The 23,883-nt window shown below is 71.4% G+C and carries 20 protein-coding genes; 12 read left to right on the top strand and 8 right to left on the bottom strand.

Features of this window, described 5'->3' with window-relative positions; all coding sequences use genetic code 11:
• Nucleotides 1-42 precede the first annotated feature (42 nt).
• The 3 genes from pstC to pstB are packed head-to-tail and all read left to right on the top strand — an operon-like array spanning nt 43 to nt 2,917.
• Entirely contained in the window at nt 43-999 is a 957-nt protein-coding gene (pstC, locus tag DZA62_RS00605) for a phosphate ABC transporter permease subunit PstC (RefSeq protein WP_116946866.1), read from the top strand.
• Nucleotides 999-2,111 carry a phosphate ABC transporter permease PstA gene (gene pstA, locus DZA62_RS00600; RefSeq protein ID WP_116946865.1) on the top strand — a complete coding sequence of 371 codons (1,113 nt, stop codon included), beginning with the start codon at nt 999-1,001 and terminating at the stop codon, nt 2,109-2,111. Before pstC ends, pstA begins: the two co-directional genes overlap by 1 nt.
• A gap of 17 nt (nt 2,112-2,128) precedes the next feature.
• Entirely contained in the window at nt 2,129-2,917 is a 789-nt protein-coding gene (gene pstB / locus DZA62_RS00595) for a phosphate ABC transporter ATP-binding protein PstB (RefSeq protein ID WP_116946864.1), read from the top strand.
• Between the two features lie 111 nt (nt 2,918-3,028).
• Here pstB and DZA62_RS00590 read toward each other — a convergent pair whose 3' ends face one another.
• The 4 genes from DZA62_RS00590 to DZA62_RS00575 form a co-directional block, all read right to left on the bottom strand.
• Nucleotides 3,029-7,741, bottom strand: coding sequence for a ThuA domain-containing protein (locus tag DZA62_RS00590; protein WP_116946863.1), 4,713 nt, complete (start codon nt 7,739-7,741; stop codon nt 3,029-3,031).
• 1,331 nt (nt 7,742-9,072) lie between these two features.
• On the bottom strand, nt 9,073-10,080 hold the full coding sequence (locus DZA62_RS00585; protein ID WP_116946862.1) for an inorganic phosphate transporter: 1,008 nt from the start codon (nt 10,078-10,080) through the stop codon (nt 9,073-9,075).
• Nucleotides 10,081-10,084: 4 nt separating this feature from the next.
• On the bottom strand, nt 10,085-10,696 hold the full coding sequence (locus DZA62_RS00580) for a DUF47 domain-containing protein (RefSeq protein ID WP_116946861.1): 612 nt from the start codon (nt 10,694-10,696) through the stop codon (nt 10,085-10,087).
• Between the two features lie 94 nt (nt 10,697-10,790).
• Complete coding sequence (locus tag DZA62_RS00575) at nt 10,791-12,434, bottom strand: serine/threonine-protein kinase (RefSeq protein WP_157987387.1); 1,644 nt, start codon at nt 12,432-12,434, stop codon at nt 10,791-10,793.
• A gap of 156 nt (nt 12,435-12,590) precedes the next feature.
• Between DZA62_RS00575 and DZA62_RS00570 the strand changes: the two genes are divergently transcribed.
• Nucleotides 12,591-13,475 (top strand): helix-turn-helix transcriptional regulator, encoded by an 885-nt coding sequence (locus DZA62_RS00570; RefSeq protein ID WP_116946859.1) that lies wholly within the window; start codon nt 12,591-12,593, stop codon nt 13,473-13,475.
• Between the two features lie 96 nt (nt 13,476-13,571).
• On the opposite strand, the gene DZA62_RS00565 is transcribed toward DZA62_RS00570, so the two are convergent.
• Nucleotides 13,572-14,168 carry a cysteine hydrolase family protein gene (locus DZA62_RS00565; protein ID WP_116946858.1) on the bottom strand — a complete coding sequence of 199 codons (597 nt, stop codon included), beginning with the start codon at nt 14,166-14,168 and terminating at the stop codon, nt 13,572-13,574.
• 86 nt (nt 14,169-14,254) lie between these two features.
• Here DZA62_RS00565 and DZA62_RS00560 point away from each other — a divergent pair, with 86 nt between their 5' ends.
• The 4 genes from DZA62_RS00560 (at nt 14,255) to DZA62_RS00545 (ending at nt 18,118) form a co-directional block, all read left to right on the top strand.
• Nucleotides 14,255-15,856 (top strand): peptide chain release factor 3, encoded by a 1,602-nt coding sequence (locus DZA62_RS00560; protein ID WP_116946857.1) that lies wholly within the window; start codon nt 14,255-14,257, stop codon nt 15,854-15,856.
• A gap of 54 nt (nt 15,857-15,910) precedes the next feature.
• Entirely contained in the window at nt 15,911-16,588 is a 678-nt protein-coding gene (locus tag DZA62_RS00555; RefSeq protein ID WP_116946856.1) for a uracil-DNA glycosylase, read from the top strand.
• A gap of 261 nt (nt 16,589-16,849) precedes the next feature.
• Entirely contained in the window at nt 16,850-17,053 is a 204-nt protein-coding gene (locus DZA62_RS00550; protein ID WP_069109710.1) for a cold-shock protein, read from the top strand.
• Between the two features lie 258 nt (nt 17,054-17,311).
• On the top strand, nt 17,312-18,118 hold the full coding sequence (locus DZA62_RS00545) for a SigB/SigF/SigG family RNA polymerase sigma factor (protein ID WP_198663279.1): 807 nt from the start codon (nt 17,312-17,314) through the stop codon (nt 18,116-18,118).
• On the opposite strand, the gene DZA62_RS37105 is transcribed toward DZA62_RS00545, so the two are convergent.
• Nucleotides 18,115-18,993: a LysR family transcriptional regulator gene (locus DZA62_RS37105; protein ID WP_116946855.1), complete on the bottom strand. Its 879-nt coding sequence runs from the start codon at nt 18,991-18,993 to the stop codon at nt 18,115-18,117. The two genes, DZA62_RS00545 and DZA62_RS37105, sit on opposite strands and share 4 nt — an antisense overlap.
• 110 nt (nt 18,994-19,103) lie before the next feature.
• On the opposite strand from DZA62_RS37105, the gene DZA62_RS00535 reads away from it, so the two are divergent.
• Nucleotides 19,104-19,958 (top strand): aldo/keto reductase, encoded by an 855-nt coding sequence (locus tag DZA62_RS00535; protein WP_116946854.1) that lies wholly within the window; start codon nt 19,104-19,106, stop codon nt 19,956-19,958.
• Between the two features lie 51 nt (nt 19,959-20,009).
• On the opposite strand, the gene DZA62_RS00530 is transcribed toward DZA62_RS00535, so the two are convergent.
• Complete coding sequence (locus DZA62_RS00530; protein ID WP_157987386.1) at nt 20,010-20,381, bottom strand: STAS domain-containing protein; 372 nt, start codon at nt 20,379-20,381, stop codon at nt 20,010-20,012.
• Nucleotides 20,382-20,761: 380 nt separating this feature from the next.
• Nucleotides 20,762-21,079 carry a divalent-cation tolerance protein CutA gene (gene cutA / locus DZA62_RS00525; protein ID WP_116946852.1) on the bottom strand — a complete coding sequence of 106 codons (318 nt, stop codon included), beginning with the start codon at nt 21,077-21,079 and terminating at the stop codon, nt 20,762-20,764.
• A gap of 97 nt (nt 21,080-21,176) precedes the next feature.
• On the opposite strand from cutA, the gene DZA62_RS00520 reads away from it, so the two are divergent.
• The 3 genes from DZA62_RS00520 (at nt 21,177) to DZA62_RS00510 (ending at nt 23,869) form a co-directional block, all read left to right on the top strand.
• Nucleotides 21,177-21,884, top strand: coding sequence for a PadR family transcriptional regulator (locus DZA62_RS00520; protein ID WP_198663278.1), 708 nt, complete (start codon nt 21,177-21,179; stop codon nt 21,882-21,884).
• A 168-nt stretch (nt 21,885-22,052) separates the two neighbouring features.
• On the top strand, nt 22,053-23,048 hold the full coding sequence (locus DZA62_RS00515; protein WP_116946851.1) for an ABC transporter ATP-binding protein: 996 nt from the start codon (nt 22,053-22,055) through the stop codon (nt 23,046-23,048).
• Entirely contained in the window at nt 23,045-23,869 is an 825-nt protein-coding gene (locus DZA62_RS00510; RefSeq protein ID WP_116946850.1) for an ABC transporter permease, read from the top strand. Before DZA62_RS00515 ends, DZA62_RS00510 begins: the two co-directional genes overlap by 4 nt.
• Nucleotides 23,870-23,883 lie beyond the last annotated feature (14 nt).

The raw sequence follows: 23,883 nt of genomic DNA, 5'->3' as shown, positions 1-23,883 counted from the left end.
CCGGCTTGAACCGCGAGACCTCCACGACCCGGAGCTGACGCCGTGACCACCACCGCCAAACCACCGCCGGCCGAGCGGCCCGCCACCACGCCGCGGGCCAAGGCGCGCCCAGGCGACCGCATCTTCTCCCGGTCCGCGCAGGTCGCGGGCATCCTGATCCTGGTCATCCTCGCCGGCGTGGCCGCCTTCCTCGTCCGGGAGGCGCTGCCCACGTTCACGGCCGACTCCTCGGAGATCGACGGCGGCGAGGGCTTCTTCTCCTACGTCTGGCCGCTGGTCTTCGGCACGCTGGCGGCGGCGGTCATCGCGCTGATCGTGGCGACGCCGCTGGCGCTGGGCATCGCGCTGTTCATCTCGCACTACGCACCGCGCCGGCTGGCGCAGGGCCTCGGCTACATCGTCGACCTGCTCGCCGCCATCCCCAGCGTCGTCTTCGGCCTGTGGGGGATCCAGTGGCTGGCGCCGCAGGTGCAGCCGGCCTGGTCCTGGCTGGCCGACAACCTCGGCTTCATCCCGATCTTCACCGGCCCGGCCTCGGCCACCGGCCGCACCATGATGACGGCCGGCCTGGTGCTGGCGGTGATGATCCTGCCGATCATCACCGCCATCGCGCGCGAGGTCTTCCTGCAGACACCGACGCTGCACGAGGAGGCCGCGCTGGCTCTCGGCGCCACCCGCTGGGAGATGATCCGCATGGCGGTCATCCCGTTCGGCCGTCCGGGGATCATCTCCGGCATCATGCTCGGCCTGGGCCGCGCGCTCGGCGAGACGATGGCCGTCGCCATGGTGCTCTCGACCGGCGGCTTCACCTGGTCCATGGTCACCGCCGGTAACAACACCATCGCCGCGGAGATCGCGCTGGACTTCCCCGAGTCGTCGGGGCTCAAGACCAACACGCTGATCGCCGCCGGCCTGGTGCTGTTCGCCATCACGCTGGCCGTGAACATGTTCGCCCGCTGGATCGTGTCGCGCCGCAGTGAGTTCTCGGGGGCCAACTGATGTCCGTCGCTACCAAGCCCGCGCCGCCCGCCGGCAGCAGCTCGCTGGCGCGCAACCAGCTGCCCCGCCGCACCACCCAGCTCGTCCTGGTCCTGTCGTTCGCGGCCGGCGCCGGCCTGTCCGCGCTGTTCGGCGGGTTCTCGGTCGTCTCGTTCGCCGTGCTCTCGGTGCTGGTGTTCCTGGTCGTCAACACCGCGCTGTCCGCGGTGGTCGAGGGCCGGCGCAAGGCCACCGACAAGCTGGTCACCGCGCTCGTCTACACCGCGTTCGGCATCGCGCTGGTGCCGCTGATCTCGGTCATCTGGTCGGTGCTCGACAACGGCCTGCCGCGGTTCAGCGTCGACTTCCTCACCACGTCGATGCGCAACGTCACCGGCCTGAACGACCAGCAGGCGCTCGAGGGCGCCGCGCCGTTCATCGGCGGGGCGTACCACGCCATCCTCGGCACCTTCCTCATCACCGGACTGGCCACGATCATCTCGGTGCCGATCGGCCTGCTCACCTCGGTCTACCTGGTCGAGTACGGCCGCGGCCGGCTGGCCCGGTCGATCACGTTCTTCGTCGACGTCATGACCGGCATCCCGTCGATCGTCGCGGGCCTGTTCGCCGCGGCGCTGTTCGCGGTGCTGTTCGGCGTCGGCACCCGCAACGGCTTCGCCGGCGCCGTCGCGCTGTCGGTGCTGATGATCCCGGTGGTCGTGCGGTCCAGCGAGGAGATGCTGCGGATCGTCCCGAACGAGCTGCGCGAGGCCGCGTACGCGCTGGGTGTGCCGAAGTGGCGCACCATCGTCCGGGTGGTCATCCCGACCGCCATCTCCGGCATCGCGTCCGGTGTCACGCTGGCCATCGCCCGCGTCGTCGGCGAGACGGCGCCGCTCATCGTCACCGCGGGCTTCACGTCGTCGATCAACAGCAACCCGTTCTCCGACTGGATGATGTCGCTTCCGGCGTACGTTTACAGTCAGGCCATGCGTCCGCTGTCCGGCTCGTCGCCGCAGCCGAGCTTCGATCGGGCGTGGGCCGCGGCGTTGACGCTCATCCTGATCGTCATGCTGCTCAACCTGGTCGCCCGGCTCATCGCCCGCCTGTTCGCCCCGAAGACCGGCCGCTGAAAGAGATAGAGGACCTCATGACTGGCACTTCGAAGCGCATCGACGTCGGCGATCTGAACGTCTACTACGGCAGCTTCCTGGCCGTCGAGGGCGTGTCGATGGCCATCGAACCCCGCTCGGTCACGGCCTTCATCGGCCCGTCCGGCTGCGGGAAGTCCACCTTCATCCGCACCCTCAACCGCATGCACGAGGTCATCCCGGGTGCACGGGTCGAGGGCAAGGTCATGCTCGACGGCGAGGACCTCTACGGGTCCAACGTCGACCCGGTCACGGTCCGGCGCCAGGTCGGCATGGTGTTCCAGCGGCCCAACCCGTTCCCGACCATGTCCATCCGCGACAACGTGCTGGCCGGCATGAAGCTCAACAGCAACCGGCTGAGCAAGAGCGACGCCAAGGACATCGTCGAGCGTTCGCTCCAGGGCGCCAACCTGTGGAACGAGGTCAAGGACCGCCTCGACAAGCCCGGCTCCGGTCTCTCCGGCGGCCAGCAGCAGCGGCTGTGCATCGCGCGCGCCATCGCCGTCCAGCCCGACGTGCTGCTGATGGACGAGCCGTGCTCGGCGCTCGACCCGATCTCGACGCTGGCCATCGAGGACCTCATCGGCGAGCTGAAGAAGAACTACACGATCGTCATCGTCACCCACAACATGCAGCAGGCCGCCCGGGTCAGCGACCGCACGGCGTTCTTCAACATCGCCGGCACCGGCAAGCCCGGCAAGCTGATCGAGATGGACGACACCACCAAGATCTTCACCAACCCGACCGTGAAGGCCACCGAGGACTACGTCTCCGGCCGCTTCGGCTGACCGTCCCGCCCGAGAATGATCACGTTGAGTTGGACTGCTCCCGCTTCCCCAGGAATGCATGCCTGGGGAAGCGGGAGGCAGCCAACTTGACGTGATCATTCCGGCGCGGCGTCAGCGCAGTGCGACCGCACCGACCCTGCCGATGCCGGACTGGGCTGCCGCCCGCCGGATCGCGCTGCTCTCCCGAGCATCGATCACGCCGTCCGCGACCAGCTGGTCCAGCACCTCACCGACGTGCCGGAGGAACGCGCCCGAGGATCCCCAGTCGCGGTCCTCCTCGATGAGGTCGTTGATGGTGCAGCCGTCGGCGGCCGCGCGGTTCGGCACGGCGCTGTCCACCGTCCCGACGACGACCGTCGCCCGCGGGTCCGGCTGCGGGCAGGCGCCCTCCACCGGCGCCACCCAGACGTCGCGGATCTCGACGTCGGAGCCGTCGTGGTGGTTCTGGAACCCGATGTGGCCCTCGAGCGCCCGGCTCCCGTCGCCGGTGTAGGTGTTCACCAGCTCCCCGTTCAGCCAGACCGTGTAGGTCTGCCCGACGGCGCGGATCTCGTAGGTGTTCCACTCGCCGATCGGGTTGGCCAGGACGTCGGTGATCGTGGCGAAGTTGTAGATCGAGCCGGTCTTCTGCGGGTCACCGCCGCCCGGGTCGTCGTGGATCTGCGCCTCGTAGCCCCGCACGCTGTCGTCGGGCTGACGGACCCACGGGCCCTGCCAGTCCAGCGGCGCCGGGAAGCGCAGGAACACCCCGGAGTTGTCGGACGGATTGTTCATCTTGTACTGCAGCCGCAGGTGGAAGTCGCCGAAGGCCTGCGGCGTGTACCACAGCAGGCCGCCGGAACCCCGGCTGAGCAGGGTGCAGTCCGACGTGACGGTGAACGACCCGTTGCCGACCATCGCCCAGCCGTCCAGCGTCTTCCCGTCCCAGAGGGCGGTGAAGCCGTCGGCCGGCTCGGGGTCCGGGCAGACCTGCGGCTCGGACTCGGTCAGCTCGAACCGGTCGAACGCGGCGTCGACGACGGGGATGTTCGGGTCGCCGTTGCCGCCGGACAACGCGAGCACGCCGACGTTCCACGTCGACCCCGCGCCCAGGCCGTACGGGCGGCCCACCGGCGTCCACTGCTCACCGTCGGCCGAATACTCCGCCGTCACCTCCAGCCCGTCGCTGACCAGCCGCAGGTCGAACGTGTCCGGGAAGTCGGCCGGCAGCGCGACGTAGTCGGCGGAGGTGTTGCGTTCCTGCCCGCCGGCGACGGTGAAGAACGACATCCGCCGGCTGCCGTCCGGCCGGGCCATCACGACCACCTTGGCGAAGTTCGCGTCGCCGGCGTGCAGCACGAGGCCGGCCTGCTGGAACGCGGTGCTCACGTCGGCGGTGACCCGGGTGGTGGCGGTCCAGCCGCCGTCCGGCGCCGGCCGCATGACGAGGTTCTTCGCATCGGCGCGGGAGCCGGTCAGCTCGCCGTGCGCCGTCGGCAGCACCAACCGGCCGTCGGCCACCTGGTAGCCGGCCGGGTCGTGGCGGACGATCGACGACCAGCAGGACAGGTTCAACGCGTCGCCGTCGAACTCGTCGACGCCGCCGTCCCCGCACGGCGCCTGCGGCACGCTGACGCCGTCGCCGTTGAACCTCAGCCAGTCCAGCGCCAGCAGGTCCGGCCCGCCCGCGCCGACCGCGTCGTTGCGGAACACCAGGTAGATGTCGAACGTCGCGCCCGGGTCCACCAGGTCGGTGGTCCGCTCGACGACGGTGTCGACGTTGCCGGTCACCGGCACGTCCACCGAGCCCAGCAGGTCGCCGTCGGGTGCGTCGCGGCGCACCTCGATGGTGCCGCCGTGCGCGGCCGACGAGGCCCCGACGGTGAGCGACTCGATGTTCGTCAGGTTCACCGTGTCGAACCTGATCCAGTCGCCATGCGAGATGCTGCCGACCCGCGCCCGCGCGCTGGCCAGCGGCCGCTCGAAGATCTGGACGCCCTGGCTCGCGGCGTAGTGCTCGGCCTCACGTCGCTTCGGGTTGAGCCGGACCGCGTCGCCGCCGGTCAGCGGCTCGACGCCCGGAGCGCCCGCGTCGGTGAAGCTGGCCTCGAGCACGTAGTAGAGGTTGGTCTCCTGGCCGTGCCCGCCATCGGTGATGGTCGGGATCGTCCCCGTGCAGTGCGGGTAGTTGTCCAGCGGGTGCGCGTGCTGGTCGTGCCCGAGCAGCGCCCCGACGGTGACGGCGCCGCACTCGATCGAGCCGTCGGCGATGCTGCCGTCCTCGACGTCGTCGACCGTGACGTCGTAGGCGACCTCGTCACCCCAGTCGAAGAAGCCGCCGTGCGGTGGCCAGCTGAACCCGACCTCCGGCCGGGTGTTGCCGGCCGAGATCCGCACCGCGGCCACCGAACTGCGGTCCCGGCTGTCGGTGACGGTGAGCAGCGCGGTGTAGTTGCCCGCCTCGGTGTAGACGTGCGACGGGTTCGGCTCGTCCGAGGTGGTGCCGTCGCCGAAGGACCAGTGGAAGGTCATCGGCAGGCCGGCGGAGTGCTCGGTGCCCTCGCTGGAGAACTGCACGGTCAGCGGCAGTTGCCCCGACGTCGGCGTGCCGGACGCCTTCGGGGTGGGCGGCCGGTCACCGCCCACGTAGTCGATGCGGTAGATGCCGGCGCCCTCGTTGACGTCGCCGCGCCCGGCCCCGCTCCCGGAGCCGAAGTCGATGACGTAGAGCGATCCGTCCGGGCCGAACGTCGCGTCGAACGCGCCGCGGAACGTGGTGCCGCCGAACACCGGGTTGATCGAGAGCAGGTCACCGGCCTCGACCGGGGCGAACCGCTCGTCCTCGAACGACTGGTCCGCCTCGACCCGGGTGAACGTCTTGTACCAGCTCCGGGCGTACTCGAAGACGAACCACTTGCCGTCGTAGTACTCGGGGAACTTGGTGTCGGACTCCAGATCGGGGTCGTAGTCGTAGACGGGGCCGCTCATCGGTGCCGCACCGCCGCTGCCCAGTTCGGGGAAGTTCGGCGAGGTGCCGTAGCCGTACCAGACGTACGCCTCCTGCACCGGCGGGAGCTGCTGCAGGCCGGTGTTGTGCGGCGAGTCGTTGACCGGGCCGCCGACGCAGTCGAACGGCTCACCGGACCGGCCCGTGGCGAAGTCGTAGTCGATGTAGGCGAGATTGTTGCCGACGCAGTGCGGCCAGCCGTAGTTGCCGGCCTCACTGACGACATTCCACTCGACCAGGCCCTCCGGTCCGCGCGCCGGGTTGGCCTGCGTGGCGTCCGGCCCGTAGTCGGCGACGAGCACGTCGCCGGTCTGCTGGTCGACCGTCATGCGGAACGGGTTGCGGAACCCCATCGCGTAGATCTCCGGCCGGGTCTTGTCGTCGGCGTCCGCAGACTCCGGGAACAGGTTGCCGTCCGGGATGGCGTATCCGCCGTCGTCGGTCGGGACGATCCGGATCACCTTGCCGCGCAGGTCGTTGGTGTTGGCCGACGTCGCCTGGGCGTCCCAGGCCGCGCGGTCCGGCCGCTCGTCGATCGGCGCGTAGTTGTTCGACTGCGAGAAGTCGGTGTTGTCGCCCATCGAGGCGTAGAGGCTGCCGTCCGGCCCGAACTCGACGGCGCCGCCCATGTGGACGTTGGCCAGGCCGATGTCGCGCCAGGTCGGGAAGTCCAGCAGCCGGCTCTCGGACGCCATGTCCAGCTGCGACGTCTCGAAGTCGAAGGTGAACCGGGAGATGTTGATCTTCGCCACGTCCGGGTCGGAGTACATCGCGTAGACCCAGCCGTTCTCGGCGAAGTCCGGGTCCAGCGCGAAGCCGGTGAGCCCGTCGGAGTGCCGGGCCGTGCTGAGCCCGAGCTCCAGGTCGCCGACGGTGGTGACCTCGAGCGTCGTCTGGTCGATCAGCTTGAACTGCCCGGTGCGCTGGATGTACATGACCCGGCGATCCGGCAGCACCTCCAACTCGAACGGGTCGGCGAGGTCGTCGGTGAGCTGCGTGATGGCGAAGCTCTCGGCGTCGGTCGCGCCGCAGTCGCCCGGCACGGCACCGGCCGCCCAGGTGAGACCGCCGAGCAGATGGCCGGCGAACTCCGGTTCCGCGAACGCCGCCTCGTCGTGGCCGCCGGCGGTGTACCAGGACCGGCCGCCGTCGTAGACCTGGCACCAGGAGAACGGGTGGTTCAGGCCGGAGCTCAGCCCGGGGATGCCGTCGCGCAGCTTCACCTCGGCCAGCACGTGCACGGCGCCGGTCGGGTCGGCGTCCAGGTTGACCCAGCCCTCCGAGCGCTCCCAGAGTTGCGGCAGCTCGCTGGTCGAGGGGTGCACCCGGTCCAGCACCTCGATGCGGCCGGGCAGCGTCTCGCCCGCCTCGCCGAGGTCGGCGTGACCGCTGACCCTGGCGCCGACCAGGCCGCCGTACCACTCCCAGTCCGGCTCGGACGCGGCCGCGGCATGCAGGCCGACGTAGCCGCCGCCGTTCTGGATGTAGCGGGTGAACGCGGCCCGCTCCTCCTCGGAGAGCAGGGCGCCGTCGGACGACGTGTTGTTGAAGACGACGACGTCGAACCCGGCGAGGTCCTCGTCGGTGAACAGCTCGGTGGAGTCGTCGACCACCACCTCGAAGTCGTGCTCGGCCCCGAGTTCCTGGATGAGCGCCGAGCCGGCCGCGACCGGCTCGGCGGGCTCGCCGGTCACCTTGGCGAAGACGAGGGCGCGGAACTGCGCTTCCACGGTGACGTCGGGTGGCGGATCGGGTGCGGCCGCCGTCGGCGGCGCACCCGCGAGAGCGAGCGCCAGAATGCTGGCGGACAGGGCTGAGAGCAGGCTTGATCGGCGCATTCGGGACTCCGTCCAGGCTGGGGTCAGGACGATCGGAAAGCGCTTACCGCGGTCGAGTCTGTCGTTGATCACTCGGTGCTGTCAAGGCCTCGGGTGCGACTCCCCCGGGTCTCCGCCTCGACGAGCGACGCTCCGGCGACCGAGTCCGCCGTGCGATGCCGCCCGCCCCTGGCCGCGGAACGAGGCTCGCGGGCCGATCCCGACGTCGGCCCTGGCGAGTAGCGCCTGGGACGGCCACGAACCACGGATCGCGCGTCGCGCAGGTGGTCGCATCGCCGGTGGTCAGCGGCGGGATCGGCGGTGCGGTGGCCTGGCGACCGTCGGGGCGTTGCGGGGGTTCGGGGTTCGGTTCGCCGTGGGTTCGTGCCGTTGGCGTGGCGTGACCGTTGGTCGTCCCCCTGCTGCCCATTCTCTTAGCCGCGCGGCCGCGCCTCAAGCGGACCTGCTGGGGCGCTTCGCGCCGGCGATGACCGCTTGACCCACGGCCGCACGGTCTAAGAGCTGGCAGCTATCAGGGGGACAGGGAAGGTGTGGGGCGCACCTCGTGCTCCGCAGCCGACGGTGACCGCTTGACCCACGGCCGCGCAGTCTGAGAACTGGCGCCTGCCAGGGGGACGGGGCGAGTCTGGGCACACCTCGTGCTCCGCAGGCCGTCGTCACGGTCGTTCGTGGACGTGGGCCGGATTGTCGGCGGCCGTCGCTTCAGCTCCACCGGTGCCCGTCGTGGCAGGTGTGGTGTCCACAGAGTGAGATTCTCCGGCGATTCGGGGGCCATGCCTAGGACTGTGTTCGCTCTGCGAGGCATGCATGCCTGGTGGAGCGGGAGCACACCTGCTGAACGTGATCATTTCCGGGAGGGTTGGCCCGGGGGCGGCGGTCGTGTGGGGCCACGGGTCGGCGGGCGGACTCCGGGACCACGCCAGCGGAGCCCGAGGTGTGTCCAGACTCGCCCGTCCCCCTGATAGCTGCCAGTTCGTCGACCGTGCGGCCGTGGGTCGAGCGGTCTCGTCGGCGCGAAGCGCCCGTCAGTCCGCTGGAGGCGCGGTTGCGCGGCTGAGAACATGGGCAGCAGGGGGACGGCGAACGGCACGAACCCAACACACGTCCACCCGGCCCACGAAACGCCGGTCCACCAGCAGACCAAGCCGACCGCGCCGCCGAGCCCGAGCACGGACCCGCGGATCGGGCCCGAGCGCCACGAGAGATCGGCGGCCAGGCGCCGGAATGCGGCCGACTCGAATGATCACCGACCGCTCGCCGCCAGGAAGCATCGTCCAACTCCCGTGTCCCACGACCCCAGACCCGGTCATTCGTGAGGCACGCCCAGGCCGTCAGAGAGAACTGAGCCCTGGGAGCAGATGGAGGAGTCCGTAGCAGAGTGCGGCCGCCAGACCCGACATCGGGATGGTGAGCACCCAGGCGGTGACGATGTTCCCGGCGACGCCCCAGCGCACCGCCGACAGCCGTTTCGTCGAGCCGACACCGATGACGGCGGAGGTGATGGTCTGGGTGGTCGAGATCGGGGCGTGGTAGGCGAACGCGGTCGTGTACAGGACGCCGGCCGCCACGGACTCCGCCGCGAACCCCATCGGCGGGTCGAGGTGGACGATCCGCCGGCCCAGGGTGCGCATGATCCGCCAGCCGCCCGCGTACGTGCCCGCCGCGAGCGCCGTCGCCGCCAGCACGATGACCCACCACTGGACGTGGAAGCCGGTCTGATAGTGCCCCACCACGAGCGCCAGCGTGATGACGCCCATGGTCTTCTGGGCGTCCTGCAGACCGTGGCCGAGCGCCATGGCGGCGGCGCTGAGCGTCTGCGCCATCCGGAAGCCGCGGTTGACCCGGCCCGGATTGGACCGCCGGAAGATCCACTGGATCGCCGTCATCACCAGGAACGCCAGCACGAACCCGACGATCGGCGACACCACCATCGGGATGACGACCTTCTCGAAGATGCCGGGCCACTTCACCGTGTTCGCCGACGCGATGGCCGCGCCGATCAGACCGCCGATGAGCGCGTGCGACGACGACGACGGCAGGCCGAACCACCACGTGATGAGGTTCCAGACGATCGCTCCGACCAGCGCCGCGAGCACCACCAGCAGGCCGCTGTCGCCGTCCGGCGCCTCGATGATGCCGGCGCCGACGGTCTGTGCGACGCCGGTGCCGAGGAACGCGCCGACCAGGTTCATCGACGCGGCCATCAGCAGCGCCGCCCGCGGCGTGAGTGCCCGGGTGGACACCGACGTGGCGATCGCGTTGGCAGCGTCGTGGAACCCGTTGGTGTAGTCGAACGACAACGCGACGACGATCACCGTCAGGATGAGCGCGAGCTCCACCCGCTCACGACTCCTTGATGGCGATCTGCTCGACGATGTTGGCCACCGTCTCGAAGCCGTCGACCGCGGACTCCAGCGTGCTGATGACGTCCTTGAGCTTGTGCACCGTCAGCGCGTCGTACTCGCCGGAGAAGATCCGCGCCAGCAGCCGCCGGTAGTCCTGGTCGGCCTGGTTCTCCAGGCGGTTGACCTCGATCCAGTAGTCGGTCAGCTCCGACGGGGTCTGCAGCCGCGGCATCGCGTCGGCGGTCAGCTCGGCCGCGCGGTCCAGGACGTCGACGAGGTCGCCCACGCCGGACGGCAGGTCGCCCACGCGGTACAGCACCATGAGATCGAGCGCGGCCTCGACGTCGTCGAGCACGTCGTCCAGCCCACCGGCCAGCCGGTAGATGTCCTCGCGGTCGAACGGTGTCACGAACGTGGAGTTCACCCGCCGGACGATCTCGTGCGTGTGTTCGTCACCCTGGTGCTCGACCTCCTTGAGCCGGACCGCGATGTCGGCCCGGTCGGAGTCGGAGGCGAGGGCCTCGGACAGCAGGCGGACGCCCTCGCGCAGGTTGCGCGCGGAGGCGGCGAACAAATCGAAGAAGGCGTTGTCTCGTGGGGAGAAGCGCACGAAACTCCTCTGTCGGACGTAGGCGAACGGTCGAATGCTAAACGGTGAACACTCTGTGACGTGTCACACGCATCGCCTTGTCACCAGTGGATCTTCAGCCGCGCCACCGGCTCAGGTCGTTCAACGAGAGGTCGGCCGGCCACCAACCGGCCCCGAACGAGTCGAAGACGAGCACCGCGCCGCACGCGGCGACGAACAGTACGCCGAGCACCACCCACGCCAGTTCGCGCGAGCGGTCCAGCGGGGCGAGAATCGCCCGGATGCCGTGCCGGCTGCGCACCGTGCCGGGCCCGCGCCACACCAGCCAGGTGGCCACGACGGCCGCCGCGATGGACGGCGTGCGGGTGCCGCCGACGTCGAGCAGGTCCAAGAGGCCGCCGACCAGCAGCGCGCCGAGCGCGGCGACTACCAGCTGAGCCAGGCACGGCAGGGCCGCGGCCACGATGTCCCACGGCGCGGCCAGCGCCGCCACCACGGAGTCGTTGCGCTGGGAGCCACGGACCTCGCGCCGCTCGAACAGCCGCCGCTGGATGCGCCAGACGATGCGGCCGGTCAGCAGGATCGCCAGCGCGGCGACGGCGCCGGCGTACGGAGCGGCCGCGACGAGGAACACCAGCAACAGCCCGCCCAGGCCGATGGCCAGCCGGGACCGCCAGCTGCCCGGCGCGAGTGACTCGCCGCCCGGGCGCGGCGGCGGCGCCAGCGGCGACGGCTTCTGCGGCTGCTGTTCGCGGGCCCGCGGGTCGCGCCCCCGCCGCTCGTAGCCCGGCAACGGCGGCGGCTGCACCTGGGTCGGCGGGACGTAGGGCGGCGGCGCGGCCGTGACCGGCAGCGGGGGCGGCGGCACCGGCGCGATGACCGCGGTGTCGTCGAGGGCCGGCGGCGCCGCGACGGTGGGCGGCTCGCCGACGGCCGGTGGCGCGGCGGCGATCGTCGGCGGCTCGCCGGAGCCGATGGCGTGCACCAGCGCGGGGACGCCGGGGCGGCGGGCCGGGTCCGGGTGCAGCGCGGCGTCGAGCACCGCGGCGAGCCACGGCTCGACGCCGGTGAGGTCGTGTTCGCCACGCCGGATGCGGTCGAGGACGGCGAGGTCGGGGCCGCCGCCGTACGGCGCCCGGCCGGTCGCGGCGTAGGTGAGCGTCGCCGCCCAGGCGTGCACGTCGGTCGCCGGCGTCGGGTCGCGGCCGAGGACGGTCTCGGGGGCGAAGTAGCCGGGCGTACCGGAGATCAGGCCGGTGGCGGTGAGCCGGGTGTCGTCGGTGGCGTGCGCGATGCCGAAGTCGATCAGCACCGGGCCGCCGGCGGCGAGCATGACGTTGCCGGGCTTGATGTCGCGGTGCACGACGCCGGCCTCGTGCACGGACGTCAGCGCCTCGAGCAGGCCGCGCGCGAGGATGCGCAGGTCGGCGGCGGCCAGCGGCCCGTGCTCGGACACCCACGCGCTCAGCGGGACGCCGTCGACGAACCGGGTGACGATGTACGGCGGCTCGGCCGCGACGTCGGCGTCGAGCACCTCCGCGACCTGGGCGCCGCGCACCCGGACCAGCGTGGCGACCTCGCGCTCGAACCGGCGCCGGCCGTCGGTGCCGCCGACGAGCCACGGCCGCAGCGTCTTGACCGCGACCGCGCGGCCATCCGGAGCGGTCGCCAAGTACACGACCCCCATGCCGCCCTCACCGAGCTGGCGGACCACCCGGTACGGGCCGATGTGGGTGAGTTCGGCCGGCCTCGCATCCACACGTAGACGGTAACCGACCCGGGCGCGACGAGGCATTCGTGAGCCACGCCGAGCGAGCGCCGCGTCTGTGGGCCCGCGACGTGCTTTGCTATGACGCAACACTATTGATCATGGGGGTGCGCCGGGCCGAGGAGCCCGGCTCGGGAAGGACCGGCGATGGGCAGCCAGGGCCAGGCCACGGCTCAGCACGACACCACCGACGCGCCATCCCGGCTGCCGCGCATGCGCCGGCCGGCCGAGACCCCGTCGGCGCCTCGGCGCGCCCCGAGCGGCCCGCGGCCGTCCGGCGACGCGCGACCCGCCGTGGGCGAGGCAGGCGGCCGGGCCAGCCGCAGCACCCGGCTGGACAGCCTGGCCCGCGAGCTGCACGCCGCCGGCCGCCAGGGACGCACGTCGTCGTGGCTGGCCGAGCGGCTCGGCGTGTCCGCGCGCACGGTGAAGCGCGACGTCATCGCGTTGCAGCAGTCCGGGGTGCCGATCAGGGCGTCCAGCGGGCCGCAGGGCGGCTACGTCATCGACCAGTCCGGGCAGCGCGCGCTCAGCCTGACCCCCGACGAGGCGCTGGCCATCGTCGTCGGTTTGCAGGCGGTGCCCGACCAGCCGTTCGCGGCGGCCGGGTCGTCCGCCGCCGCCAAGGTGCTGCGTGCGGTCGCGCCCGACCGCCGCGCCGACGTCACCGCCGTCGCCGAGCGCATCTGGATCCGCCCCGGCGAGCCGGAGCCGCCGCACGACGACACCGTCCGCTCCGTCCTGGCCGACGCCATCCGCGACCACCGCGTCGTCCTGCTCGACCACGCGCCCGCAGACTCGGACACGGACACGGACACGGACACGGACATGGGCGAGACGCTGACCGAGCAGGTCGAGCCGCTCGGGTTCGCGCACTCGCGCGGCGCCTGGTTCGTGCTGGTCTGGAGCCGCGAGTCCGACGCCGGCCGGTGGTTCCAGCTCGACCACGTGTCGGCGGCGCAGCCGACTCACGAGACGTTCGAGCCGCGCGACGTGCGCGAGATCTTCCGCCCGGTCCCCGCCGACGACTAGCAGCCGCCGCACCTCTCCATGATCATCAAGCATCCGCGGTGCGGTCGCGCCACTCATCCTTGATGATCATGGAACAGGTCCGGGCAGACGAGGACGCTAGACGGTGGCCGGCTCGCCCACGACGTCGGCCACTCGCGTGACGGTCGCGAACCGGCCGGCCAGCGCGTACTCCGTCCGCGTGAGGATCTCCTCGACACCCAGGGTGCGGGGGTCGGCCAGGATCTCCGCGTTGGTCCGCCCGGCCGGCGCGTCCGGGTGCTCGATCGGGTTCGTCGCGGTCGCGTCGAGGACGAACGTCACCTGGTAGCCGAGGTCCGACGCCAGCCGCGCCGTCGTCTCGCAGCACTGCTCGGTGCGGATGCCGCTGACCACCACCTCGCGCACGCCCCGCTCGGTGAGCAGCTGCTGCAGACCGGTGGTCGTGAACGCGTTGTGCGAGGTCTTCGTCAGCACCGGCTCCCCCGGCCGCGGGTCCAGGCCGGGCAGCAGCCGGACGTGTCCGAGCTCCGGGTCGAAGACGGTGCCGGTGCCCGGCTCGGTGTGCAGCACCCAGACGACGAGGTCGTCCTGGGCGCGGGCGTGCTCGACCAGCCGTGCCGCCTTCGCGGCCACGCCGGGATCGGAGATCAGCTCCCAGCTCGGCCGCTGCCGGAACGACTCCTGGACGTCGATGACGAGTAGTGCTCTGCTCATGGTTCGATGCTGCGCCGCCACCGCCCCGGCTGCCAGCGGGATCGTGCCGATCTACCGCCACATCCGGTCACCGTAGACTTGACGACATGCCCCCTGCCTCCGCCGCGTCGCCGGCTGCTGCCTCCGGCGTCGCCGCCGAGGCGGCGCGGCGCCGGACGTTCGCCGTCATCAGCCACCCCGACGCCGGCAAGTCCACGCTCACCGAAGCGCTCGCGCTGCACGCGCGGGTCATCGGCGAGGCGGGCGCCGTGCACGGGAAGTCCGGGCGGCGCGGCACCATCTCCGACTGGATGGAGATGGAGCAGGACCGCGGCATCTCCGTCACGTCGGCGGCGCTGCAGTTCGAGTACCAGGGTCACGTCATCAACCTGCTCGACACCCCCGGGCACGCCGACTTCTCCGAGGACACCTACCGCGTGCTGGCCGCCGTCGACTGCGCGGTCATGCTGCTCGACGCCGCGAAGGGTCTCGAGCCGCAGACGCTGAAGCTGTTCGACGTCTGCCGGCACCGCGGCGTCCCGGTCGTCACGTTCGTGAACAAGTGGGACCGGCCGGGCCTGCACGCCCTCGAGCTCGTCGACGAGCTCGACCAGCGCATCGAGCTGACGGCCACGCCACTGAACTGGCCGGTCGGCGAGGCCGGCACGTTCCACGGGCTGCTGGACCGCGACGACGAGACCATGACGACGTTCGAGCGGGCACCGGGCGGCGCGCGCATCGCCGAGGAGCGGGTGCTCACCGCGGCCGAGGCGAAGGAGCGGCACGCCGACGCCTGGGGCACGGCGCTCGACGAGGTCTCGCTACTCGACACCCTGGAGATGGAGACGTTCCTGGCCGGCACGTCGACGCCGCTGCTGTTCGGCGCCGCGGTGGTGAACGTCGGCGTGCGCCAGCTGCTCGACGCGCTGGTCGCGCTGGCCCCGACGCCGAACGCCCGGCCCGACGCCGAGGGCACGCCGCGGCCGGTCGACGCGCCGTTCTCCGGGCTGGTGTTCAAGGTGCAGGCCGGCATGGACAAGGCGCACCGCGACCGCCTGGCCTTCGTCCGGGTCTGCTCCGGACGGTTCGAGCGCGGCGCCGTCGTCACGCATGCCGCCACCGGCCGCCCGTTCGCCACCAAGTACGCCCGCACCATGCTCGGCCGCGAGCGCGAGACCATCGACATCGCCTATCCAGGCGACATCGTGGGCCTGGTCAACGCGAACGCGCTCACCGTCGGCGACACCCTGTACGCCGAGGGGTCGCCGGTCGCGTTCCCCCCGATGCCGTCGTTCGCGCCGGAGCACTTCGTCACCGCGCGCACCACCGACACCAGCAAGGCCAAGCAGTTCCGCCGCGGCATCGAGCAGCTGGCCGAGGAGGGCGTGGTCCAGATCCTCACCTCGAACCGCCGTGGCGACGGCGCGCCCATCCTGGCCGCCGTCGGGCCGCTGCAGTTCGAGGTGGCCACGGCCCGGCTCGGCCAGGAGTTCAGCGTGCCGATCGTGCTCGACTCCCTGCCCTACGGCCTGGCCCGGCGCACCGATGCCGACGGCGTCGCCCTCCTCAACGCCGAGGCCGGCGTCGAGGTCGCCGAGCGGCGCGACGGCGCGCTGCTGGCGCTGTTCCCGGACAAGTGGCGGCTGGCGTCGGTGCAGCGCCGGCACCCCGACGTCACGCTCGAACCGCTCGTCGCCGGGACGGACTGAACCGCCGCGCGCCGGTCCCGACGCCGCCGCGCACCGTTCTCTACACTGGCCGCCATGACCGCTCGGCCGCTCTCCGAACTCGTCGATCCCGGCTGGGTGCGCGCCCTCGAACCGGTCGCCCCGAGCATCGCCGCCATGGGCGAGTTCCTGCGCGCCGAGCTCGCCGCCGGACGCACCTACCTGCCCGCCGGGCAGCACGTGCTGCGCGCCTTCACCCAGCCGTTCGACGAGGTCCGGGTGCTCATCGTGGGCCAGGACCCGTACCCGACGCCGGGCCACGCGGTCGGGCTGAGCTTCTCGGTGGCGCCCGAGGTGCGGCCGCTGCCGCCGAGCCTCGTCAACATCTTCCAGGAGTACGGCACCGACCTCGGCCATCCGGCGCCCGCCACGGGCGACCTCACCCCGTGGGCCGAGCACGGCGTGCTGCTGCTCAACCGGGCCCTCACGGTCGCGCCGAGAAATCCCGGCGCGCACCGGGGAAAGGGCTGGGAAGAAGTCACCGAGCAAGCGATCCGGGCCCTCGTCGGGCGCGGAACACCATTCGTGGCCATCTTGTGGGGTCGCGATGCGAGAAATCTCCGGCCACTACTTGGTAACGTTCCATGCATTGAGTCGGCCCACCCGAGCCCCATGTCGGCCCGCAACGGTTTCTTCGGCTCACGCCCGTTCAGTAGGGCAAACGAGCTCCTGCAGGGTCTGGGCGCGCCCCCGGTCGACTGGAAGTTGCCCTGATACGCCGCGTTCACAAAGTGGGACACACACTTGTGCAACTAGCGTTCGATCATCGTATGCTTCCCGGCGCGGGCCCAAGGTGGTACTGTTTCCGCGGTTGCAGTAACAGTTCCTCGCACGTCCTTGAACGCCCGTGGGATGTTATCGCGGGCGTTTTTCGCTTCTCTGTGCCTCCAGCACTGTGGTAGCGGGAGACGGCGGCAGCAACCCGGAGGTCGCACGGTGCGGCCTTCGTCACCGTCCCGTAGGAGGACACGGCACATGGCACAGGGAACCGTCAAGTGGTTCAACGCCGAGAAGGGCTTCGGCTTCATCGCACAGGACAACGGCGAGCCGGACGTCTTCGTGCACTACTCGGCGATTCAGTCCGACGGCTACCGCACGCTGGACGAGAACCAGCGGGTGGAGTTCGAGATCACCCAGGGCCCGAAGGGTCCGCAGGCTGACGCGGTCCGTCCGGTCTGATCGACCTGTCACACCACTGCCCCCGAACCTCTCGTAGGTTCGGGGGCAGTGGTGCGTCCGGGGCGGGTTCTCGTGCGGTCCGGACCGCATGCCACCCACCGTCGCCGCTGTTCAGCAACCCTGCGGACGCGGCCGGCCGAGGGGTAGACGGACCGTTCTGTTCGGAAGGGGCTTGATAACGAACGGGTCACTGTGATTCGGTGGTGTCACGTGGTCAAGCAATCGCCACTTCCGCTTCATTCTGGAGAGGTGTAGGCCGTGCAGACCCACGTTCTCGCGACGACGGACGACCGTCAGCACCAGCACCAGAACACCGACCGTCACGAACTCACCAACGACCTGCTGCGCCGAGCGGCGCGCAGCACCGGCAGGCAGCGCCAGCGCCTCATCGACGAGGTCGTTCTCCTTCATCTGCGGCTCGCCGAGTCGATCGCCCGGCGCTACTCCGGGCGTGGCATCGAGCGCGACGACCTGCTGCAGGTCGCCAACCTCGGGCTGGTCAACGCCGCCCGGCGGTTCGACCCCGACCGTGGCAAGGACTTCGTGTCCTTCGCCGTCCCCACCATCACCGGCGAGGTCAAGCGGTACTTCCGCGACCACGGCTGGACGGTCCGGCCGCCGCGCCGGGTCCAGGAACTGCACGCCCGGGTCACCGCCGCCACGGCGGAGATCTCCCAGACCAAGGGTGCGGCGCCCAGTCCGGCCGAGCTGGCCGAACATCTCGGCGTCGGGCTCGACGACGTCCTCGAGGCCAGCGCCTCGCACGAGTGCTTCACAGTGGCCTCCATCGACTACCGCGGCACCGGCGGCGAGGAGACACCGCTGGCGGAGACGCTCGGCGAGGACGACGACGGCTTCGCCCGTGCCGAGGCCGTGGTGGCACTCGCCCCGGCCTGTCGCGAGCTCAAGCCGCGCGACCGGCGCATCCTCTATCTGCGCTTCTTCAAGGGCTGGACGCAGCAGGAGATCGCCAAGGACCTGGGCGTCACCCAGATGCAGGTCTCGCGGCTGCTGGCCCGCATTCTCGGCCAGCTCCGCAGCCGGGTCGGCGCCGCGGCCGCCTAAGGCGTGTCGAGCAGTTCGAGCAGCCGCTCGACGGCCACCCCACGGCGCTGGGCGGCCGGCAGTGCGACGGAGACCGCCCAGCGCGGCAGGGCGTCCTCGATCGTGAGGACGTCCAGCCCCTGGGCGGCCCGTTTGCGGCTGACGTGCTCGGGCACCAGCGCGACGCCGAGGCCGTGCCCGACGAGCTCGAGCAGCGTGTGGACGTCGTTGACCTCCATGGTGACGCGGCGATCCAGGCCGGCCGCGGCGAACGCGGCGTCGGCCAGCTGCCGGGCGGCCCACTCCTCCTGGAAGTCGACGAACGCCGTGCCGTGCAGCTGGCTCAACCCGATGCTGCCGCGCCCGGACAGCTGGTGGTCGGGCCGGCACAGGACGACCATGCCTTCGGCCGTCAGGGGGATGAGGTCGACGCCCTCCGGAGGCGGCGCGACGACCGGCACGAACGCGACGTCGAGCACGCCGGCCCGGACGTCGGCGAGCAGCCGGGCGGAGCCGGCCTGGTCCAGCCGTACCTCGACGCCTGTGTGGGCGGCCCGGAACCTGGCCAGCAGCCCTGGCACGTCGACGGCTCCCAGGCACTGCTCGGCGCCGATGCGCACCGTCCCGCGCAGCAGCCCGTTGACCGCGGCCACCGCCTCACGGGCCGCCTCGACCGACGCCAGGGCCCGCCGCGACTCCGCCAGCAGCGCCCGGCCGGCTTCGGTGAGGCTGACCTGCCGGGTGTTGCGGTGGAACAGCGCGGCGCCGAGCTCACGCTCCAGCGTCCGGATGGAGGCCGACAAGCCTGACTGGCTGATGATCAGCCGCTGCGCCGCCCGGGTGAAGTGACCCTCTTCGGCGACGGCGACGAAATGCTCCAAGTGCCGCAGTTCCACGACCCAGAATCGTAGCTTCTGAATTCGTTCGGGTTCTCCTGTTGGACACACCGTGGACAGGGCGCCAAGACTGGAAGTGAACACCACCCGATCCCCGGAGGTCACATCCCATGCAGGTCCGCCGCATCGGCGACGTCCAGGTCAGCTCCATCGGGCTGGGCGGCATGCCCATGTCCATCGAGGGACGGCCGGACGAAGCCCGCTCGATCGCCACGATCCATGCGGCGCTCGACGCGGGCGTCACATTCATCGACACCGCCGACGCCTACCACCTCCATGCCGGCGAAGTAGGCCACAACGAGACGCTCATCGCCACGGCACTGGCCCGCTATGGCGGCGACGCGTCCGGCGTGCTGGTCGCCACCAAGGGCGGCCACCTGCGCCCCGGCGACGGGTCCTGGACGAAGAACGGCTCGCCCGACTACCTGAAGCGGGCCTGCGAGGCGTCACTGAAGCGTCTCGGCGTGGAGGCGATCGGCCTCTACCAGTTCCACCGGCCCGACCCCGCAGTCCCGTACGCGGAGTCCGTCGGCGCCCTGCGCGACCTGCTCGACGAGGGCAAGATCCGGATGGCCGGCGTCTCGAACGCCGACCCGAAACAGATCGAGCTGGCCAACGAGGTTCTCGGCGGCCGCCTGGTGTCGGTGCAGAACCAGTTCTCGCCGCGGTTCCGCAGCAGCGAGCCGGAACTGGAGCTGTGCGACCGCCTCGGCATCGCGTTCCTCCCGTGGAGCCCGCTCGGCGGCATCTCCCGCGCCGGCGACCTCGGCTCGGCCCACGAGCCGTTCGCCCGCGTGGCCGCCGCTCACGGCGTCAGCCCGCAGCAGGTGTGCCTCGCCTGGATGCTGGCCAAGAGCGAACACGTCATCCCGATCCCGGGCTCGAGCCGGCCCGAGACGATCCGCGACTCGGCCGCAGCCGTGGACCTGGAGCTCACGCCGGAGGAGCTGGCCGCGCTCGGCTGAGCGACCCGCAGGACGAGGTGGGCGGCGTGCTGGCGCCGCCCACCTCCCCGCTCAGGCGAGCTGTGCGAGTCCGGCCTGACGCTCGGACATGGACGCCTCGAGGGCGTCGCCGATCTCGGCGTAGCAGCGCGGCGCCGACCCGGCGGGCACGCGCTCCAGCTGCGCTCGTACACCGAGGTCGCGGGTGACCACACAGACACCACCGCCCCGGGCACGGATGCGCTGGTGCAGTCCGACCAACGCCGTCGCCGCCGACGGGTCGACCGAGCCGGCTCGGCCCAGGTCGACCACGACATGACGGCTGTCAGCGGCGTTGGCGGCCCCACGGATCTCGTCGGCCAGGGCCGCGTCGAGATCGCCGGGAACGGTCAGGATCGTGCAGCCACCGAAGTCGCGGGCCTGCACGGCGACGTCGTTGCTCACGGACGCTTCACCACCATCGATTCGGGAGACCTGGACTCCACCCCGAGTCCTGCCAAGCCTCCAGTGGTCGGCACCCGACGAGGGGAACGCCCCATCAGGCACCGATATCATCCGACGCCTACCTTTACTGAGCGTCGTGCTGACTGTCAAGACCTCTCTGGATCAACGCGAGGACGTCACTCTGGCACGCCGGCCGCCCGGAATCAAGATCCTTTGCCTCGGCAAACGATCGCGCCGCGCCCCGATGCAACCCGGGGCCGCGGTCACGCGTCATCCAGTACGGCGGGCCAGGGAGCTCGCCACGGGGGTGCCCGCGCCGTTGCGGCGCAAACGGGTGGCCGGGCCCGCGTCGCGCACGCGGGCCCGGACTCCTCGGGCCGTCAGCTCGTCTCGGCGTCCACCCAGGCGAGATAGTCGCGACTGCCGCCCACGATCGGCGTCACCACGATCTCCGGCACGTCGTACGGGTGCACGTCGCGCAGGTGCGCCGTCAACGCCTCGGCCCGCGCCACCGTGGTCTTGATCTCGACCCGCCACTCGGGTTCCGTGCGCACCTCACCCTCCCACCGGTAGACGCTGGTGATCGGGAGGAGCTGGGCGCAGGCGCCGAGCCGGGCCGCGACGATGCCGGCGGCCAGCTCGCGCGCCGCCGTCTCGTCGCCGGCCGTCGTGGTGACGATGACCTGACCGCTGGACATCCCCGAAGCCTAGGACGTGCGCCTCGTTGACAACGCTCACTCGGAGGCGAATACTCGAAGTCGAGTATTCGAACCAGGAGATCTCCGAGGAGGCGTCGTGGCCGCCACCCGCCCGTCCAATCCGCTGGCGCTGGCCGTGCTCGTGCTGCTGTGGGAGCGGCCCATGCACCCGTACGAGATGTCCAGCACCCTGCGCGAGCGGCGCAAGGAGGACAGCATCAAGCTCAACTACGGGTCTCTGTACTCCGTCGTCGAGTCGCTGCAGAAGCGCGGGCTGATCGAGGCGGCCGAGACCGTGCGTGAGGGCCGGCGACCCGAGCGGACCATCTACGCCATCACCGAGATCGGCGCGCAGATCATGGTCGACTGGATGGTCGAGCTGCTGAGCACACCGAAGAAGGAGTTCACCCAGTTCGAGGCCGCGCTGTCGCTGGCCGGTGCGTTGCCGCCCGAGCAGGTCACCGAGCTGCTCGCCCAGCGGCTGCGCAACCTGCACTTCCACCAGACCGCCGCCGACGCGATCCTCGCCGAGGCGGCAGCGGTCCGCATGCCACGCCTGTTCATGATCGAGGCCGAGTTCAGCCAGGCCCTGCTCAAGGCCGAGCTCGCGTTCGTCGAGCAGCTGCTGGCCGAGTTGCGCGCCGGCAGCCTCAGCGGGTTCGCCATGTGGCAGCGCATGCACGAGCTTCGGCGGGCCGGCGTACCGCCGGAGGAGATCGAGGCGAAGCTCGGCGTGGAGTTCGCCGACGACCTCGCCTTCGCCCAGGACGACCACGCGCTCGCCGACGACGAGGGCGCCACGTAGAGCACGGCTCCCGGCCACGGTGCTGCAACACCACGGCCGGGAGCCGATCGGAAACCAGGAGCCGGAGACTCACCACGCGGATCGCCCCGATCCCAGGTCCTGCACCACCAAGGATACGGGCGACACCGTGCGGCACCGGTTCCTTCCCGCCGGAAGGAGATCCGCATCATGCAGCACGCCATCGAGGCCGAGGGTCTGGTGAAGACCTACGGCAAGGGGGCGAAGGCCGTCCGGGCGCTGTCCGGCGTCGGCTTCGCCGTCCCCCGTGGCACCGTGTTCGGCCTGCTCGGGCCGAACGGGGCCGGCAAGTCCACCACCACGAAGATCCTCACCACCCTCTCGACGCCGGACGACGGCACCGCCGCCGTCGCCGGGCTGGACGTGGCGAGGGAGCCCGGCCGGGTCCGGCGCGCGATCGGCTACGTGCCGCAGAAGCCGTGCTTCGACCCGACCGCCACCGGGCGCGAGAACCTCACGCTGCAGGGGCACGTCCACGGTCTGTCCCGCTCGGACATCCGCGCCCGCGGCGACCAGCTGCTGGAGCGGTTCGGGCTGGCCGACGCCGCCAACCGGGTCACCAAGACGTGGTCCGGCGGCATGCAGCGCAAGCTCGACGTCGCGCTGGCGCTCCTGCACCAGCCGCGGGTGCTGTTCCTCGACGAGCCCACCACCGGGCTGGACCCCGAAGCCCGCGCGGACATGTGGGCCGAGATCTCCGGCGTCACGCGGGCCGACGGCGTCACCATCCTGCTCACCACCCACTACCTGGAGGAGGCCGACCACCTGGCCGACCGGCTGGTCATCATCGACCGCGGCCAGGTCGTCGCCGAGGGCACGCCGGAGGAGCTGAAGGGCGGCCTGGACGGCGACGCCGTCCAGGTCGAGCTGGCCGACCCGGGCCAGCAGACGGCGGCCAGCGCTGCCATCGCCACGGTCCGCGGCGTCGGCGAGATCAGCGTCGACGGCGCCCGGCTGCACGCCCGCGTCGGCGACGGCGCCGCGACGCTGCCCGCGCTGCTCGCCGCGCTGGAGGGCGCGAGCGTCCCGCTCGCCTCCGTCACCGTCGCCCGGCCCTCGCTGGACGACGTCTACCTGCGCCACGCCGGACGGTCCTTCCACAGTGCCGACCGCGCCGGTCTGACCGGGACGGAGGTGGCGGCATGAGCGCGACCCTCGCCCCGGTGGCGCCGGCCCGGCCGGACGTGCGGCGCGGCCTCGCGCTGCGGCAGTCGGTGTACCTGATCGGGCGCTCGCTGCGGATCCTGCGCCGCGAGCCGGTGTACCTGGCGTTCACCCTGCTCCAGCCGATGGTGTGGCTGCTGCTGTTCGGCGCGCTGTTCGAGCGGGTCGCCGACCTGCCCGGCTTCGGCGACATCTCCTACCTGGAGTACCTCACCCCCGGTGTCGTCGTCATGACGGCGATGATGTCGGCCGGCTGGGCCGGCACCGGGTTCATCGACGACATGCAGCGCGGCGTCATGGACCGCAATCTCACGTCGCCGGTGAGCCGGGGCGCGCTGATCACCGGTGCGCTGGCCTACCAGGCGGTCGTGACGGTCGTGCAATCGCTGATCGTGTTCGGGGTCGGCCTGCTGGCCGGCGCCCGGTACGACGGCGGCCCGGCCGGCGTGCTCGTGGTGCTGCTGTGCGCCACGCTGCTCGCGGTGATCTTCGCGGCACTGTCCTGCGCGGTGGCGTTGACGCTGCGGTCGCAGGAGTCCCTGATCGGTGTCTCGCAGTTCCTGACGCTGCCGTTGGCGTTCATGTCGACGGTGATGATGGCGCCGGCGCTGCTGCCCGGCTGGGTCGGCACCGTCGCCCGCTACAACCCGGTCGACTGGGCGGCGCGAGCCAGCCGCGACGCGCTGCTCGGCGATCCGGACTGGTCGGCCGTGTTCGGCCGGGCCGCACTGCTGGCCGCGCTGACGCTCGTCATGGCCTGGCTGGCGACCCGGGCGTTCCGCGCCTACCAGCGTTCGGTCTGACCTCCGCCGCCGCG

Origin of the sequence: Jiangella endophytica (assembly GCF_003427025.1) — a bacterium.
GTDB classification, from domain to species: Bacteria; Actinomycetota; Actinomycetes; order Jiangellales; family Jiangellaceae; genus Jiangella; species Jiangella endophytica.
The sequence above is the reverse complement of the archived record's forward strand: the minus strand, read 5'-3'. Positions and strand labels throughout refer to the sequence as shown.